Source organism: Vibrio sp. 03-59-1, from assembly GCF_013114135.1.
Taxonomy (GTDB): domain Bacteria; phylum Pseudomonadota; class Gammaproteobacteria; order Enterobacterales; family Vibrionaceae; genus Vibrio; species Vibrio cortegadensis.
This window is the reverse complement of sequence record NZ_VTYA01000017.1, coordinates 28,549-44,726: the sequence shown is the minus strand read 5'-3', so window position 1 is coordinate 44,726 and position 16,178 is coordinate 28,549. Positions and strand designations below refer to the sequence as shown.

Sequence of the window (16,178 nt, the reverse complement as noted above, 5' to 3'; positions counted from 1 at the left end):
AAGAGATTACCCCAAAGTGCCGTTGAGAATTGTGGCCCTTGAACCAGCGAGTTCAAGGCGGATCAGCAATGATTACCGTAGGCTTCTCGGTACAAGCCGAGCATGCTCAATAGCACTCAAGTACTAACCCTTAGGGATTGCTTATCGGCTCGGGGACTTAAATCCTCTGACAAACACTCCAGGGTAAATTTGGGCTTATAAAAAGCTATTGCGGTCCATGCTTAACATTACGTAATACACCTTCAAGCGATGTAGTGAGCTTTTCCATGCGCTCTGTTATTGCATTTTTTTCATCGTTGGCTTCAAATTGCTTAGTTTGTAATTCATAACAAACATTCAATGCTGCAATTGTGAGAAGTTGAACCTCATTGGTAACTTTAGTTCGCTCTGCCATCTCTTTCAATCGATTATCAAGATCGTTAGCTGCTTGGGTCAATGCCTCTTCTTGTCCTGGTGGACAATTAACTCGAGTCAGTTTTCCTAAAATTTCAACTTCTACCGCTTGACTACTCATGATGGATGAACTCTTTGCGCTATCTTAAATGGGCTTCTCAGCAACCACCGAGGATGAAACTATAGGTAAAGCGCAATTAAGATTCAAGCTTTTCAGAAAGTCTATGTCGAAATGAGAGCTCGACGACACAGTAAATCGGCAGATTGAGCAAATGCTGTTCATATTTCCGGATATCATCATTTCGAGATGTGGGGTGAAATGGTAGGATTAAACAAACTTTAAGACTTAGTAGATATTGAAATGAGCAAAATAACACTTCCAGATTACTTAAAAGCGGCCACTGAGCTTCAAGGCGCAAGTTTAGCCGTTAACCCAGCAGAGATGCATGGCCTGCTAACCGGAATGTTAAGCGGTGGGTTGAATTTATCCGATAAAAGTTGGCAACCACTGATTTTTGATTATACCAATGATGGTATGGGTTGGCCGGATCGCGCTCTTGTTATTGCTGAGTCAACATTGAAAGCAACAATTGATGAGATCACCGGAACGGATTTAGACCTGACTCTACTGCTGCCTGATGACGGTGCCGATGCGAGCCTGTTTGATCTTGCTGATGGCGTTTCGGATTGGATCAATCACTTTATTTCGGGTCTTGGTTTAGCGGGAGCCCCATTAAATAAAGCCTCGGTTCATGCGAAAGAGGCCCTTTCTGATCTTGAAGAGATGGCAAAACTGGGTATTGATGAAGATGATGATCTTGAAGAGCAGGCTCAACTTCTCGAACAGGTGATTGAGCATGTGAAGGCATGTGTTCTAACTATCCATGCTGAGTTTGGTGTGAAACCAACACAAGAGTCAGCCCCAACGATCCATTAATTGGAATGTTACGATGAAGCAATTTGATGTAGTTATTGCTGGTGGTGCAATGGCGGGCGCAACATTGGCGCTTGCATTAAATAAATTAAGCGATGAAAAGCTATCTATTGCCGTTGTCGAACCTTTTGTTGTCGATCACCAAGCGCATCCAGGTTTTGATTCGCGTTCGATTGCTTTGTCTTATGGCACGGTAAAAATATTAGAAAAGCTAGGGTTGTGGGCGTCAGTCTCAAGTGTTGCCACTGCGATTCAACATATTCATGTCTCTGATCGCTCTCATGCAGGCATGACGAATATTACCAGTGAAGAGTTACAGGTTGATGCTTTAGGCTATGTGGTTGAATTAGCTCATGTCGGGCAGATATATCAACAAAAAATGCAGCAAGCCGATAATATTACCTTACTCTGCCCGAACTCGGTGAAACGGGTCGAGCGCGATCAAGATAATGTGACGATCCAATTAGATGATGACTCATTGATTCAAGCGAAATTGTTGGTTGCGGCTGATGGCGCTATTTCGACATGTTGTGAGCAGATCGGCTTAGCGTTAACCGAGCATGACTTCGAGCAAGTCGCGGTTATCGCCAATATTTCGGTTAGTGATCGTCATCAAGGCCGTGCGTTTGAGCGTTTTACCGCTAATGGGCCGGTGGCACTGTTACCGATGAGTGATAACCGAATGTCATTAGTTTGGTGCTTGCCTCCTGAAGACGCTCAACACATATTGAATTTAGACGATGAGCACTTTCTTGAGTCGCTTCAACAAGCATTTGGTTGGCGTTTAGGCAAGCTAACGAAGGTGGGACAACGAGCAAGTTACCCACTATTGCTGCGTTATCGAGAGCAAAATACGTCACACCGTTTTGCTATTGTAGGTAATGCCGCTCAAACTTTACATCCTATTGCTGGGCAGGGGTTCAATCTTGGCATCCGAGATGTCGCTAGCCTAGCAGAAGAGGTGGTGACTCATATCGACGATCCTGGTCAATTTAAAGGATTGATGCAATTTAGCCAGCGACGAGAGAGTGATCGAAAGATAACGGTGGCACTGACATCGTCACTTGTTCATCTGTTTTCTAATGATGCATTAACACTTCGAATTGGACGTAATTTAGGGTTGATGGCAATGGAGAACTGCTCTCCACTGAAAGCGCCATTACTGCGTCGTACACTGGGTCTAGTAGAAAGATAATAGGGTAAGTAGAAACAATGATGCAAAGTGTCGATATCGCCATTGTAGGCGGTGGAATGGTAGGACTGGCTCTTGCCGCAGCGTTAAAAGATAGTGAATTGCGAATAGCCGTAATAGAAGGTAAAGCGCCAAATTCAGAGTTGGCAGACTTACCCGATGTTCGTGTTTCTGCTCTTAGTCGCTCTAGTGAAACGATTTTACGTAACTTGGGTGCTTGGCAAGGCATTATACAGCGTCGCTCTTCTCCTTATCAGGCGATGGAAGTGTGGGAGCAGGATAGCTTTGCGCGCATCGAGTTCAGTGCAAATCAGTTATCTCAACCGAATCTAGGCCACATTGTAGAAAACCGAGTGATTCAACTGGCACTGTTAGAACAAGTCCAGCAGCAGAGTAACGTTTCACTGTTTATGCCTGCGACGTGTCAATCTATGGCGATAGGTGAAAGTGAAGCTTGGTTAACATTAGATAATGGCCAAGCATTGACGGCGAAATTAGTCGTTGGTGCCGATGGTGCAAATTCTTGGGTTCGTCAGCAGCAAGATATTCCCTTAACGCATTGGGATTATGGACATAGCGCTGTCGTCGCCAATATTAAGACAAAAGATGCCCATGACACGGTAGCAAGACAGATATTTACTCCCCAAGGCCCACTGGCATTTCTGCCACTTGAGTCTAGTCATATGAGTTCTATTGTGTGGTCTACCGACCCTAGCCGTGCTGAGCGATTAATTGCAATGTCTGAACACGAGTTCAATAAGGCATTAACCGCAGAATTTGATGCAAAGCTTGGGTTGTGTGAAGTGGTAGGTATTCGTGCTGCTTTTCCTCTTAAGATGCGCTATGCGCGTGATTTTGTGGTTGAGCGTGTCGCCCTTGTCGGAGATGCCGCTCACACCATTCATCCACTTGCAGGACAAGGTGTTAACTTAGGTCTGCTCGATGCGGCAAGTTTGGCTCAAGAGATCAAGCATTTATGGGCGTTAGGTGAGGATGTTGGCACTAAACGCAACTTGCGAGGCTACGAGCGTTGGCGTAAAGCAGAAGCGGCAAAAATGATCGCTTCTATGCAAGGGTTTAAAGATCTGTTTGAAGGAAGTAACCCAGCCAAGAAATTGTTCCGAGGTATTGGAATGAAGTTGGTGGGGCAATTGCCAGGCGCAAAAGATGAAATAATGAAACGAGCGCTAGGGTTGAAAGGGAATTTACCAGAGTTGGCAAAGCACCCTAAGCTAGTGGTACCTAAGCACTAATCACGAACAGGATTCTCGTGGGCTTATGAATGACAAAGGGTTGATACATCTGTATCAACCCTTTTAAATATTTATTCGAGAAAAGAGCGTTAAGCGTAGGCGCAGCGTAGCTTCATTATCTCTTGATTGATTTCATTAACCGTTTTGAAATGACGTTGTTCTGCTTGTTCAGGCAAGATAAGCTTTCCGTTGTTAAACTCAAATTTACCTACTCCATATATATAGATCCTTCCTTTAAATAGTCGACTAACATGTTTAGCAATCATCCCTGGAGTATAGCGCTTAAACAGTCTCATATTTTATTCCTTTTTATTTTCCTAGCCCTGCGAATTATAGATAGTCTTCGGATATTTATTGTGACAAGACCGAAGATAAGTGCAGTGTTATGTTCTTATATTGGATATTTGTGCTGCTGTAGGCAGTTTTTTGGATTTATATCTAATTCAGTGTGATGTTACCCTAAAATAATATTAACCAAATGAACTGCCTCTCTCTTTTTAGGTAGGAGTATTAAGCCGCACTATTATGACGTTTTAAAGAATAGCGTGAATTTTACTGAAAGTGTTAATTTTATGTTAATTCAAGCAAAAAAAAGCCCGCATTGAGCGCGGGCGAATAGTCACAGATGCATTACACAAAAGTGGATGTACTGATTGACTCAGTGGATTCACTTTGATGGCTAAACTCTTGGCTATGTCCAACCAGATTTAGTCAACACAAGGAGGTTACAATAAAATTCACAATGTGACTATTTATGTTAATTAATTGACTTAAAATTCATCGTTAATATGTGTTACTTATGATCTAAACCAAAGCAAGCAATGTGATAAGTTGTTTATTACATATTTTTTATAGCCAGCGTCACATTAAGATTCTTTGCAAATATCAGCAAAAATAGGCTGACAGAGATCAACGAGCGTTTGTCTGTCGAGTGCAATCCCTGCCATCGTGCTACCACTGCTGATGGTCACTTCTGAATGCTGAAGAATTTTATGATCAAATATAATAGGCATTGATCGTTTCAGTAATAGCGGGGTAACGGTGCCAATTTGATAGCCAGTGATCTTCTCTACATCCGCTAGACTCACGCAAGTCATACGCTTGCATTGCAATATTGCTCGAACTTTCTTGGGATCAATGGCTTGATCTCCTGGTGCACATGCTAAAGCAAGCTGATGATTCATATCTCGCAGTAGAATAGACTTCACCATTTGTTCGGGTTGAATACCGCGTTGTTGTGCGGCATCTTCGATATTGATGGCTGGTGTTTGGTGAGGCAACAAACGAAACGGTATCTGTTGCATCTCCAAGAATTGCATTAAGTTAGTTGAGATCATGATAATTCGCAGGCCTTATTCATCATCTAAAGAGTAGGGTAGTGCTTCAATTGCCCACTGACTTGTTGGCTGATCTTTAAGGCGTAGCTGTACGTCATCATCTAAATTATTTGGCAATACGATAAGACCAATAGCGACACCATTATCGAATTGATAGTGCTTCATTAGCGTCCCCGCGCTTCGCCAGTTATCGCCCACCGCGCGTTCTAGCTCAATAGGTGTATCAACGGGAAGTGGGTGGCTTGTCGTGCCGCTGACAATAAACATCGCACGCTTATTGATGCCACGGTATTTGGCTCTAGCGACTGTCTCTTGTCCTGTGTAGCACCCCTTTGAAAAGCTAATACCATTCAGGGCTTGTAAGTTTAAAGCTTGTGGAATGTGTTCATTCTGGTTGGTTTGAGTGATTTGAGGTTGTGCGTGCTCAATATCAAAACGCGTCCATACTGATTCGTCAACATTCACCGCTTCAATGGTGTCGATGATCTGTTTTGCGCGCTCTTGGTTCACTAACAGAACCCAGCGGTTCTTATCAATTTTGACTGCGCTACCGCCATCAATGTCACGAACATCATCTTGGGTTGCATTTAGGCTTTTCATATATTGTTCAGCGTTTTCACCAATGAGACCGAGAACTACATCTTCGCCCTGTTCGATATCGACCTTAGAGAAAATGGCGTATTTTTTAATTTCAGTCAGCTCGATATCAATCGCAGATTTTTGTTGCAGTAGCGCATAGCCGCCGTTGTGATGAAATAGGCGAAAGATGCTCCACACTTTTCCTTTTGCGTCGCAATGTGCGCCGAGAGTTGATTGTGTCGCAGTTAAAGAAACAACATCACAGGTCACTTGCCCTTGAAGGTAGGATTTTTTATCGTCACCAATCATGGTGATAGTACCAAGTTGATCTAAGACTGAAATCATTAAGCTTGGCAGTGCTGCATCTCTATTTTGAGATATAGGTGCGAAATCGTTGAGCGAGTTCATATGATCATTACCTAAATATGGTTGAATTCCCTTTATGTTAATCTTGTTAGGATTTTTTGTCAGCATTGATAGGGACTGTGACTCACTTAGTGGTTGAATTTATGTGGGCTTGGTACACTTCGAGTAAATAACCATAAGGTGAGGATAAGCAATGTACACCGCAGAACAAAAAGCACGCATCAAATGGGGCTGCCGTCGAGGAATGCTTGAATTAGACGTCGTAATCATGCCTTTTTTTGAAGAATGTTTTGATACTCTTCAAGAACAAGAACAGCGTGATTTTGTTTCATTATTGGAGTGCGATGATCCTGATTTATTTACTTGGATCATGGGTCACTCTCGTAGCGAAAACCTAGGTCATGCTTGTATGGTTGATAAAATTGTCGCGCATAACCTCAGTAAAGTGCGCTAAGCTCCAAATTTTCCGCTCTAAAATTGCTCATGTATTGACGATTGCGATCGTGCTTTCTATTACATGGGCAATCATTTTTTCTCCCATACCTTTAGTCGTGAGTGTTTTCATCGGCTCTAAGTTATTTATCTACTGGTTTCATCAGCAAATTCTTCCTACCGCTATTTTGGGATCCGTGACGATTCACGGTCGCACTTCTTTTGATTGGCAGGAGGAAAACTATTCGATCAGAGGTGTTAACCTTCTGTTCGCTTGGTGGTTTATTGCTTTAAAAGATAATCGAGGGTCTGGGTATTTAATTTGGCGAGATGGTTGCAGTAACATAGATTATCGACATTTACTGGTAGTGCTTAAAAACGCGCACAGAAGCCGTTAAATCGATCGTAACGAGATGTACAAAGAGAGACGTTACGGAATAGATAAATGAAAGGGAGCATGCATGCTCCCTTAAATTATGGATAATTAACGTTTTGGAACAAGGATTGTTGGGCCACTATCTTCAGCTAATTCTGGGTAATCCAGAGTATAGTGAAGACCACGGCTCTCCTTACGTTGCATTGCGCATTTTACCATCAGTTCAGCGACTTGCAGTAGGTTACGTAATTCCAGTAAGTTGTTTGATACACGGAAGTTACTGTAATACTCATGAGTCTCTTGTTGTAGCAACTGAATACGACGAAGTGCACGTTCAAGACGTTTGTCAGTCCGTACAATGCCCATGTAATCCCACATAAATAGGCGTAGCTCATGCCAGTTATGTTGAATGATTACCTCTTCATCTGAATCTCCGACTTTGCTTTCATCCCATGGTGGCAATGATGGAGGAAGTTCAGCTTGTTGGATATTTTCAATGATATCTTTCGCCGCTGCCCAGGCGTATACCACACATTCAAGCAGAGAGTTCGATGCCATGCGATTTGCACCGTGAAGACCTGTGTAACTGACTTCACCAATGGCATAAAGCTGACTAATATCCGTTTGCCCTTGTTTACCTACCATGACGCCACCACAGGTATAATGAGCGGCAGGAACGATTGGGATGGGCTCTTTGGTCATATCAATACCCAAGTCCATCAAGCGAGTATGGATCATTGGGAAGTGCGCCGTAATGAACTCTTCAGGCTTATGACTGATGTCGACGTACATGCAATCTGCACCTAAACGCTTCATCTCAAAGTCTATCGCTCTTGCCACTACATCACGTGGAGCAAGTTCGCCACGCTCATCAAAATCAGGCATGAAACGAGTGCCATCTGGGCGTTTCAGGTATGCGCCTTCGCCTCGTAAAGCTTCTGTTAGCAAGAAATTACGAGCTTCTGGGTGGAATAAACAAGTTGGGTGGAATTGGTTGAATTCAAGGTTTGCAACACGACAACCCGCACGCCAAGCCATGGCAATCCCATCGCCAGAGGAAACGTCAGGGTTTGAGGTATATTGGTATACTTTTGATGCACCGCCAGTCGCGAGAACGACAAATTTAGCTCGAACCGTTTCAACATGCTCTTGATTTCGGTTCCATATATAAGCACCTACTATTTTGTCTTTATCACCACCGATTTTATCTTCAGTGATAAGATCCAACGCGTTATGGCGCTCTAAAACAGTAATGTTGGGGTGGTTATGAACATTGTCCTGAAGAGAGGTTTGCATCGCCATGCCTGTCGCATCAGCAGCATGAAGAATACGACGGTGGCTATGCCCACCTTCTCTTGTGAGGTGGTAGCGAGGAGCTTCATCGGTATCATTTTCAACTCGATCAAATGGCACACCGCCATCAATCAACCATTGCACACATTCCTTTGCATTTTCAGCGATAAATTTAACGGTATCTTCTTCGCATAATCCAGCGCCTGCAATTTGCGTATCTTGTACGTGAGACTCAATACTGTCTGATTCATCAAATACAGCGGCAATACCACCTTGAGCGTAGTAAGTTGCGCCTTCACTACGAGGGCCTTTACTTAATACGATTACTTTTCCATATTCAGCGACACGTAACGCTAACGACAAACCTGCCGCGCCACTTCCTACCACTAATACATCACATTGATGTTCACGGTTTACGTTCATAAAACTATTAAAATCCCGATCTATAGTAGAGTTTCCTACTCTTATCCAACTGCATTGGTAACGTATTTTAGCTCAGAATCTGTCGCTATCAATGCAATACTTTGTAAATGCCATTGCTTTTCGCTAATGTGGCCCTCAAATTCCTTGAGAATTATTATTTTTAGATTACATCACATAACGAAGTATTAATGACAAATATTTTAGAATCATTTGAACTTTCTAAAATAACTTTAGTCACAATAGTGCTCGTGTAAGCGGTGGAGTCAATACTACATTCTGCATAATTAGAGCCCATATCTGAGAAGGTATAGGGCAGAACAATAGGAGTACACGCTCGAATGAACGAGCAGCTGACCGACCAGGTATTGATAGAGCGAGTTCAGAGCGGAGATAAGCAAGCCTTTAATCTTTTGGTGATTAAGTACCAAAATAAAGTGTGCAATCTTATTTCTCGGTATGTGAATAATTCTGGTGATGTACCAGATGTCGCACAAGAAGCATTCATTAAGGCTTATCGTGCAATTCCAAACTTCCGAGGAGAAAGTGCGTTCTACACTTGGTTATATCGTATTGCTGTGAATACCGCTAAAAATCACATTGTTGCCCAAAGTCGTAGACCGCCGGCGAGTGATGTTGATGCTGAAGACGCTGAATACTACGAAACGGGTAATGCATTAAAAGAAATTTCGAACCCTGAGAACTTAACGCTGTCCAAAGAATTGAAGCAGGTAGTTTTCAGTGCAATCGAAGCGTTACCTGAAGATTTAAAGACTGCAATGACGTTACGAGAGCTAGAAGGCTTGAGTTACGAAGAAATTGCAGAAGTGATGGATTGTCCCGTAGGAACAGTACGTTCGCGTATTTTCCGTGCTCGTGAAGCGGTGGAAAAGAAAATTAACCCTCTTTTACAGCGCTAATAGTAGTAATTAATATGGTGAAAATAATGGCTGACAAAGAAAAGCTTTCGGCACTCATGGATGGAGAATCAATCGATACTGCTCTAATTGCAGAGACTGAGATTGATCAAGAAAGCCAGCAAACTTGGCAGAACTATCACTTAATCGGTGATGTGATGCGTGGTGATACCCCCAATAATTTGGAGTGGAACATAGCAGACGGCGTGATGGCTGCTTTGGATAATGAGCCAGCGCATACTAAACTAGATAATGTAACGGATTTGCATACAGCCAAAATTGAATCACAACCAACACCTGTGCAGGCGAAAAGACAATTGCCAGCGTGGTTGGCTCAATTTGGTCAGGTCGCAATGGCGGCATGTGTATCCATGGTCGTGATTTTAGGCGTCCAGCAATATAGTGGTAGTGAATCAAACCAAGCTAACGTTGCTCAGATCCCAGTGCTACAAACGGTTCCTTTTTCAGGAAGTGTTGAACCTGTGAGTCTGACTCGTGAGTCTGTACATAAAGGCCCAAGCGAAGCGAATGTACAAGAACAACGTCGTCGCATTAACGCTTTGTTGCAAGATTATGAGTTACAATTGAGATTAAACAGTGATACATCCGTCGTTGATGAACACCAAGAATCGGTAATTGAATGAAAAAAATTCTAATCAGTGCATTGACGCTGGCTAGTTTGATGATCCCTCAAGCCTTTGCAGAAGAGAAACCTGCGGAGGCTTTATTACATCAGATGAGCGAAGCGAGTTTGCATCTTAATTATGAGCTTTCTTATATCTTAATTAAGAAAAATAGCATTGAGCCGTTGCTCTATCGTCATGCGAACAGTGACCAGCAATTGGCGCACTTAGTTTATTTAAGTGGTCCCGTTCGAGAAGTGATTCGCCGTGGCAATGAAGTGAGTTATGTCGAGCCAGGCATTGACCCTTTTACCATTGAATCTGGGAAAATGGTCGCGCCAGTTATGCCGATGTTAATGAGCAATATTGATGAGCTAAATCAGTATTACGACTACGTAAAAGTGGGACGAGCACGTGAGGCTGGTGCTGCGGCTCAAGTGCTACGAATTGTTCCAAAAGATGGCTTGAGATACTCCTACGTGTTATGGGTTGATGAAAAAAGCAAGCTACCATTACGTGCAGATCTGATTGATCGTGATGGCGAGGTGTTGGAACAATACCGAACGATTTCGTATGCAGTGAACAGTAAAATAGCCGATGTCATGAGCGGCTTGCAGCAAGCGCAATTACCAGAAGTGCTTTCTCTTCCTAAAGGGAATGTAAAGCAGAGTGATTGGAAAGTAAGTTGGGTGCCTGATGGCTTTCAGGCTAAAGATATGAATCGCTATCGAATGGCAACAACGGGTCGTATGGTTGAGAGCCAAATGTACAGCGATGGTCTATTTAATTTTTCAATCTATGTCGCAGACAAAGATGATAACTCGCTAAAAGGCCAGTTAGTTCGCCAAGGTCGTCGGACATTACATAGCTTCCTCAACGGTTCTCACGAAATTACCGTGGTTGGTGATATTCCGCCTGCAACGGCAAAGCGGATCGCTGAGTCAGTGACACTCCCGGCAATGACAAGCATTGCATCAGAGAAAAAAAGCCAATGATGACAGCATTAGCAACGATAACGGATGTTCACTCTACACCTAATGGTTATCAGGTGGCGTTAAGTTGTGAGCAAACGACAAGTTGCAGCAGTTGCTCATCTCAAAAAAGTTGTGGCACGGGCATTGTGTCAAAGGCGGTGGGTAATAAAGCATTAAGTTGGGAATTGACCACCAAGAACCTAGTGCATGAAGGGCAAGTGGTTGAAATTGGCTTTCCGGAAAAAAGTTTACTCCAATCTGCTGCTATCGTGTATCTAGTTCCACTATTCATGTTGATGGTTGGGGCTGCTGTAGGCCAGTTGCTTATCGCACCCACATTGCAACTTGGAGAAGGGGGGGTGATCCTGACTTCAGCGCTTTTTGCATACGCTGGTTTGTGGTTATCTAAACGTCTCTCAAAACCGATAGCCGAGCAATCTCAACAAGAAGTGATTCTTATCCGAGTGCTTGGCGAGCCAATTACCTAATATATGGTGCGTAGTGTGCCGAAATTGGGTAGAATCTGCCAACTTGATTGAAATGCCGTCAGCGTACGGCTTTCTTATTCTTCCATTTATAAAGAGCTAAGTCACACCAAGCCTATGAAGCACATTCGTAATTTTTCCATTATTGCCCATATCGACCACGGTAAATCGACCCTTTCTGACCGCTTAATCCAAGTTTGTGGCGGATTAAGTGAACGCGAAATGGACGCGCAAGTTCTCGATTCAATGGATCTAGAACGTGAACGTGGTATCACAATTAAAGCGCAAAGTGTGACGCTGGACTATAAAGCTCAAGATGGTGAAACTTACCAGCTTAACTTTATCGATACTCCAGGACACGTCGACTTTTCGTATGAAGTTTCTCGTTCATTAGCGGCCTGTGAAGGTGCACTATTGGTTGTGGACGCAGGCCAAGGGGTTGAAGCTCAAACTCTTGCAAACTGTTATACCGCAATTGAAATGGATCTAGAAGTTGTGCCAATCCTTAATAAGATTGATTTACCAGCCGCAGATCCTGAACGTGTAGCGGAAGAGATTGAAGAAATTGTTGGTATCGACGCGATGGAAGCAACGCGTTGTTCTGCAAAGACAGGTCTAGGTGTTGACGAGGTTCTTGAAACCATCGTAAAACAAATTCCTGCGCCAGAAGGCGACCCAGATGGTGCGACTCAAGCGCTGATCATTGACTCATGGTTTGATAATTACTTAGGTGTTGTCTCTTTGGTTCGAATCAAAAATGGTTCACTGAAGAAAAATGACAAAATCAAAGTAATGAGTACAGGCCAAGTTTGGGGTGTTGACCGTATCGGTATCTTCACACCAAAACAGATCGATACTGAAGTATTGAATACTGGTGAAGTAGGTTGGGTAGTTTGTGGTATTAAAGACATTCTTGGCGCACCTGTAGGTGATACGCTAACGCACGCTAAAGGCGGGAGTGAAGAACGTCTACCAGGCTTCCAAAAAGTAAAACCACAAGTATATGCGGGCCTATTCCCTGTCTCTTCTGATGACTACGAAAACTTCCGCGATGCTCTAGGCAAATTAAGCCTGAACGATGCATCACTGTTCTATGAACCAGAAAGTTCAGCAGCACTTGGTTTCGGTTTCCGTTGTGGCTTCTTAGGAATGCTGCACATGGAAATCATTCAAGAGCGTTTAGAACGTGAGTATGACTTAGACCTGATCACAACGGCTCCAACTGTAGTGTACGAAGTCGTGCTAAATAACGGTGATCTACTGTATGTAGATAGTCCGTCAAAACTTCCGGCGACCAATGATCTTGAAGAGATCCGTGAACCTATTGCACGCTGTAATATCTTAGTGCCGTCTGACTACCTAGGAAACGTAATCAGCCTATGTGTTGAGAAGCGTGGCGTACAGGTTGATATGGTTTACCACGGTAACCAAGTCGCACTTACGTACGATATTCCAATGTCTGAAGTTGTTTTAGATTTCTTTGACCGTTTGAAGTCGACCTCTCGAGGTTACGCATCACTAGATTATAACTTCCAACGTTATGAAGTTTCTAACATGGTTCGTGTTGATGTACTGATTAACGGTGATCGAGTTGATGCGCTTGCGATCATTACTCACCACGACAATGCGCAGAGTCGCGGTCGTCTATTGGTTGAGAAGATGAAAGAATTCATCCCTCGCCAAATGTTCGATATTGCGATTCAAGCTGCCATTGGTGCACATATCATCGCTCGTTCAACCGTGAAGCAGTTACGTAAAAACGTAATCGCGAAATGTTACGGTGGCGATATCAGCCGTAAGAAAAAACTGTTGAAGAAACAGAAAGAAGGTAAGAAGCGTATGAAGCAGATCGGCAACGTCGAACTGCCTCAAGAAGCATTCCTTGCGATTCTTCACGTTGGTAAAGACTAATTATTAGCGCTTTAGTCACTTGTTATGCAAGTTAAGCTGTAGTGCAATTTAAGTGAAAGAGTTTCGGCTCTTTCACTTTTGTATTTTTTAGATAAGGGAAGTCAATGGCTAATACATTTTCACTGATTCTTGTAATAGTAACGCTTGTTACTGGTCTTGTTTGGACGCTAGAGAAATTAGTATGGGGCAAGAAACGTCAGCAAAAAGTGGCTGATGTTGAGGCTCAAACTAATGGTATTGATGAAGCTGTAGCCGCGAAAGTCGCTCAACAACCGTGGTGGATTGAAAATAGTGTTTCTATCTTCCCGGTGATCGCTTTCGTATTAGTATTGCGCTCTTTTATCTTTGAACCGTTTCAAATTCCATCAGGATCAATGATGCCAACGTTATTGGTTGGAGATTTCATCTTAGTGGAAAAATACGCTTACGGAATTAAAGACCCTGTTTGGCGTACTCAGTTAGTTGAAACAGGCAAGCCTGAACGTGGTGATACCGTGGTATTTAAATATCCACCACAGCCAAATATCGATTACATTAAGCGTGTTGTTGGTATGCCGGGTGATACGGTACGTTACAGCAGTGATAAAGAAGTGTGCATTCAACCGCAAGGTGAGCGCAGTTGTACGCCTGTAAAATTGAGCAACGTGGTTGAAAGTGAGTTTATCCAAAATGGAATTCCACTGGTTCAACTCGATGAGCAGTTAAGCGAACAAGGGCATCAAATTTTAATTAACCCATTGCGTCGTGATCGCGTTGAAGCGTATCAGCCTCGTGGTGGTGTCAATGAGTGGATCGTTCCACAAGGTCAGTACTTTGTTATGGGTGATAACCGTGATAACAGTGCTGATAGCCGTTACTGGGGTTTTGTCCCTGAAGCGAACTTAGTCGGCAAAGCGGTCGCAATTTGGATCAGCTTTGAATTTGAACGTAGTGCAGACAGCGTGTTGCCTGCATGGATTCCAACTGGTGTGCGTTTTAACCGCATCGGTGGTCTTCATTAATCGTTACATTTAACCAATCGAGAAAGTATGAATTCTCCAATTGCTAAACTAGAGAGAAGGCTCGGCTATCAGTTTAATGATGCTGAGCTTATGAACCTGGCGCTGACTCACCGTAGCGCCAATGGTAAACACAATGAACGTCTTGAGTTTCTGGGCGATTCAATTTTAAGTTTTGTCGTTGCTGATGAACTTTATCACCGTTTTCCTAAGGTGAATGAAGGGGACATGAGCCGTATGCGTGCAACACTTGTACGTGGCCATACATTGGCAGAACTAGGTCGAGAATTTGATCTAGGAGATTATTTAAAATTAGGTCCAGGTGAGTTGAAAAGTGGCGGTTTCCGTCGTGATTCTATCCTTGCGGATGCTGTGGAAGCGATCATCGGCGCTATCTATTTAGATAGTGATGTCGAAGTGATTCGTGGCGTAGTATTAAGCTGGTATAAAACTCGCCTAGATTCAATTGAGCCTGGTGTGTCACAAAAAGATCCAAAAACTCGCTTACAAGAGTTTTTGCAAGGTAGAAGAAAGTCGCTACCTGTCTATACAGTGACTAATATTAAAGGTGAAGCACACAACCAAGAATTTACGGTTTCGTGTGATGTGGCAGGTGTGGATAAACCTGTTATCGGTAAAGGCACCAGCCGCCGCAAGGCAGAGCAAGCGGCCGCTGAAACAGCACTAGAGCAACTGACCAATGTCTGATAACAATGAATTCGATATTGATGCTTATTTCGCATCAGAGAAAGTAGAACCAAGCTTACCGGAAAACCAACATTGTGGTTTTATCGCTATCGTTGGACGCCCAAACGTAGGTAAATCGACACTTTTGAACCATATTTTAGGACAAAAGATCTCGATTACCTCGCGTAAACCTCAAACCACTCGTCACCGTATCATGGGTGTTGAGACTGAAGGGGATTACCAAGCGATTTACGTCGATACTCCAGGTCTTCATATCGAAGAGAAGCGAGCGATTAACCGATTGATGAACCGTGCGGCGAACAGCTCTCTGAGTGATGTGAACCTGGTTTTCTTCCTAGTCGACGGTACTCATTGGACTGATGACGACGAGATGGTACTTAACAAACTGAAGAAGACTGATTTCCCAGTTGTGTTATGCATCAATAAAGTCGATAACGTTCAAGACCGTAACGATGTTATGCATCACATGCAGGCGGTTTCTGAAAAGATGGACTTCCTTGATGTTGTGCCAATTTCAGCAAAGAATGGTAAGAACATTGATGTATTGCGTAAGCATGTACATGAGCATCTACCAAAAGCAACGCATCACTTCCCAGAAGAGTATGTGACAGACCGTTCTCAACGTTTTATGGCGTCAGAAATTATCCGTGAAAAGCTAATGCGCTTCACGGGTGATGAGCTACCATATTCGGTGACGGTAGAGATCGAACGCTTTGATTACAATCCTGATAACGACGGATTCCATATCAATGCATTGATCTTAGTTGAACGTACTGGTCAGAAAAAAATGGTGATTGGTAAAGCTGGCGAAAAGATCAAAACCATTGGTCGCGAAGCTCGTCTGGATATGGAAGAACTATTCGGGCGTAAAGTTTACCTAGAAACTTGGGTTAAAGTTAAATCTGGCTGGGCTGATGATGAACGAGCATTGCGTAGCTTAGGTTATATCGACGATTTGTAATCCTGATTAGGATGCTTAGCCGTTAA

Annotated in this window: 18 protein-coding genes and 1 other RNA gene; 13 read left to right on the top strand and 6 right to left on the bottom strand. The window is 43.3% G+C overall.

Features of this window, described 5'->3' with window-relative positions; translation table 11 throughout:
- Nucleotides 1-4 precede the first annotated feature (4 nt).
- Together ssrS and zapA are read right to left on the bottom strand one after the other, a co-directional pair.
- Nucleotides 5-188: non-coding RNA, 6S RNA (ssrS, locus tag F0249_RS16170), on the bottom strand.
- A gap of 17 nt (nucleotides 189-205) precedes the next feature.
- Complete coding sequence (gene zapA, locus F0249_RS16165) at nucleotides 206-514, bottom strand: cell division protein ZapA (RefSeq protein ID WP_017054655.1); 309 nt, start codon at nucleotides 512-514, stop codon at nucleotides 206-208.
- Between the two features lie 240 nt (nucleotides 515-754).
- On the opposite strand from zapA, the gene F0249_RS16160 reads away from it, so the two are divergent.
- Genes F0249_RS16160 through F0249_RS16150 form a run of 3 tightly spaced genes read left to right on the top strand, consistent with a single transcriptional unit; the run spans nucleotide 755 to nucleotide 3,772 of the window.
- On the top strand, nucleotides 755-1,330 hold the full coding sequence (locus F0249_RS16160; RefSeq protein WP_017054654.1) for a YecA family protein: 576 nt from the start codon (nucleotides 755-757) through the stop codon (nucleotides 1,328-1,330).
- Between the two features lie 13 nt (nucleotides 1,331-1,343).
- The gene (ubiH, locus tag F0249_RS16155; protein WP_171757178.1) at nucleotides 1,344-2,522 is read left to right on the top strand and encodes a 2-octaprenyl-6-methoxyphenyl hydroxylase; all 1,179 of its coding nucleotides are present in this window, start codon (nucleotides 1,344-1,346) and stop codon (nucleotides 2,520-2,522) included.
- A gap of 17 nt (nucleotides 2,523-2,539) precedes the next feature.
- Nucleotides 2,540-3,772, top strand: coding sequence for an FAD-dependent 2-octaprenylphenol hydroxylase (locus F0249_RS16150; RefSeq protein ID WP_171757177.1), 1,233 nt, complete (start codon nucleotides 2,540-2,542; stop codon nucleotides 3,770-3,772).
- 89 nt (nucleotides 3,773-3,861) lie between these two features.
- On the opposite strand, the gene F0249_RS16145 is transcribed toward F0249_RS16150, so the two are convergent.
- The 3 genes from F0249_RS16145 to ygfZ form a co-directional block, all read right to left on the bottom strand.
- A complete protein-coding gene (locus F0249_RS16145) occupies nucleotides 3,862-4,068 on the bottom strand; it encodes a DUF1107 domain-containing protein (RefSeq protein ID WP_017054651.1) in 207 nt (68 codons plus the stop codon).
- Between the two features lie 570 nt (nucleotides 4,069-4,638).
- Nucleotides 4,639-5,109 (bottom strand): aminoacyl-tRNA deacylase, encoded by a 471-nt coding sequence (locus tag F0249_RS16140; RefSeq protein ID WP_017054650.1) that lies wholly within the window; start codon nucleotides 5,107-5,109, stop codon nucleotides 4,639-4,641.
- Nucleotides 5,110-5,124: 15 nt separating this feature from the next.
- Nucleotides 5,125-6,096, bottom strand: a complete 972-nt coding sequence (gene ygfZ / locus F0249_RS16135; RefSeq protein ID WP_171757176.1) for a tRNA-modifying protein YgfZ — start codon at nucleotides 6,094-6,096, stop codon at nucleotides 5,125-5,127.
- A 151-nt stretch (nucleotides 6,097-6,247) separates the two neighbouring features.
- On the opposite strand from ygfZ, the gene F0249_RS16130 reads away from it, so the two are divergent.
- Nucleotides 6,248-6,508, top strand: a complete 261-nt coding sequence (locus F0249_RS16130; RefSeq protein ID WP_017054648.1) for a succinate dehydrogenase assembly factor 2 — start codon at nucleotides 6,248-6,250, stop codon at nucleotides 6,506-6,508.
- Nucleotides 6,456-6,884 carry a protein YgfX gene (locus F0249_RS16125; RefSeq protein ID WP_346762994.1) on the top strand — a complete coding sequence of 143 codons (429 nt, stop codon included), beginning with the start codon at nucleotides 6,456-6,458 and terminating at the stop codon, nucleotides 6,882-6,884. The genes F0249_RS16130 and F0249_RS16125 overlap by 53 nt, the downstream gene beginning before the upstream one ends.
- An 86-nt stretch (nucleotides 6,885-6,970) precedes the next feature.
- Here the strand turns inward: F0249_RS16125 and nadB are convergent, their stop codons facing one another.
- On the bottom strand, nucleotides 6,971-8,578 hold the full coding sequence (gene nadB, locus F0249_RS16120; protein WP_171757175.1) for an L-aspartate oxidase: 1,608 nt from the start codon (nucleotides 8,576-8,578) through the stop codon (nucleotides 6,971-6,973).
- Between the two features lie 338 nt (nucleotides 8,579-8,916).
- Here nadB and rpoE point away from each other — a divergent pair, with 338 nt between their 5' ends.
- The 8 genes from rpoE to era all read left to right on the top strand — a co-directional run bounded on the left by rpoE (nucleotide 8,917) and on the right by era (nucleotide 16,152).
- The gene (gene rpoE / locus F0249_RS16115; RefSeq protein WP_017054646.1) at nucleotides 8,917-9,495 is read left to right on the top strand and encodes an RNA polymerase sigma factor RpoE; all 579 of its coding nucleotides are present in this window, start codon (nucleotides 8,917-8,919) and stop codon (nucleotides 9,493-9,495) included.
- A gap of 26 nt (nucleotides 9,496-9,521) precedes the next feature.
- Nucleotides 9,522-10,136 (top strand): sigma-E factor negative regulatory protein, encoded by a 615-nt coding sequence (locus F0249_RS16110; RefSeq protein ID WP_171757174.1) that lies wholly within the window; start codon nucleotides 9,522-9,524, stop codon nucleotides 10,134-10,136.
- A complete protein-coding gene (gene rseB / locus F0249_RS16105) occupies nucleotides 10,133-11,110 on the top strand; it encodes a sigma-E factor regulatory protein RseB (protein ID WP_017054644.1) in 978 nt (325 codons plus the stop codon). The genes F0249_RS16110 and rseB overlap by 4 nt, the downstream gene beginning before the upstream one ends.
- Nucleotides 11,107-11,577: a SoxR reducing system RseC family protein gene (locus F0249_RS16100; RefSeq protein WP_113795780.1), complete on the top strand. Its 471-nt coding sequence runs from the start codon at nucleotides 11,107-11,109 to the stop codon at nucleotides 11,575-11,577. The genes rseB and F0249_RS16100 overlap by 4 nt, the downstream gene beginning before the upstream one ends.
- Before the next feature lie 114 nt (nucleotides 11,578-11,691).
- The gene (gene lepA / locus F0249_RS16095) at nucleotides 11,692-13,485 is read left to right on the top strand and encodes a translation elongation factor 4 (protein WP_171757173.1); all 1,794 of its coding nucleotides are present in this window, start codon (nucleotides 11,692-11,694) and stop codon (nucleotides 13,483-13,485) included.
- Between the two features lie 104 nt (nucleotides 13,486-13,589).
- The gene (gene lepB, locus F0249_RS16090) at nucleotides 13,590-14,486 is read left to right on the top strand and encodes a signal peptidase I (RefSeq protein WP_113795782.1); all 897 of its coding nucleotides are present in this window, start codon (nucleotides 13,590-13,592) and stop codon (nucleotides 14,484-14,486) included.
- 27 nt (nucleotides 14,487-14,513) lie between these two features.
- Nucleotides 14,514-15,191 (top strand): ribonuclease III, encoded by a 678-nt coding sequence (gene rnc / locus F0249_RS16085; protein ID WP_017054640.1) that lies wholly within the window; start codon nucleotides 14,514-14,516, stop codon nucleotides 15,189-15,191.
- Entirely contained in the window at nucleotides 15,184-16,152 is a 969-nt protein-coding gene (gene era / locus F0249_RS16080; protein ID WP_017054639.1) for a GTPase Era, read from the top strand. The genes rnc and era overlap by 8 nt, the downstream gene beginning before the upstream one ends.
- Nucleotides 16,153-16,178: the final 26 nt, after the last annotated feature.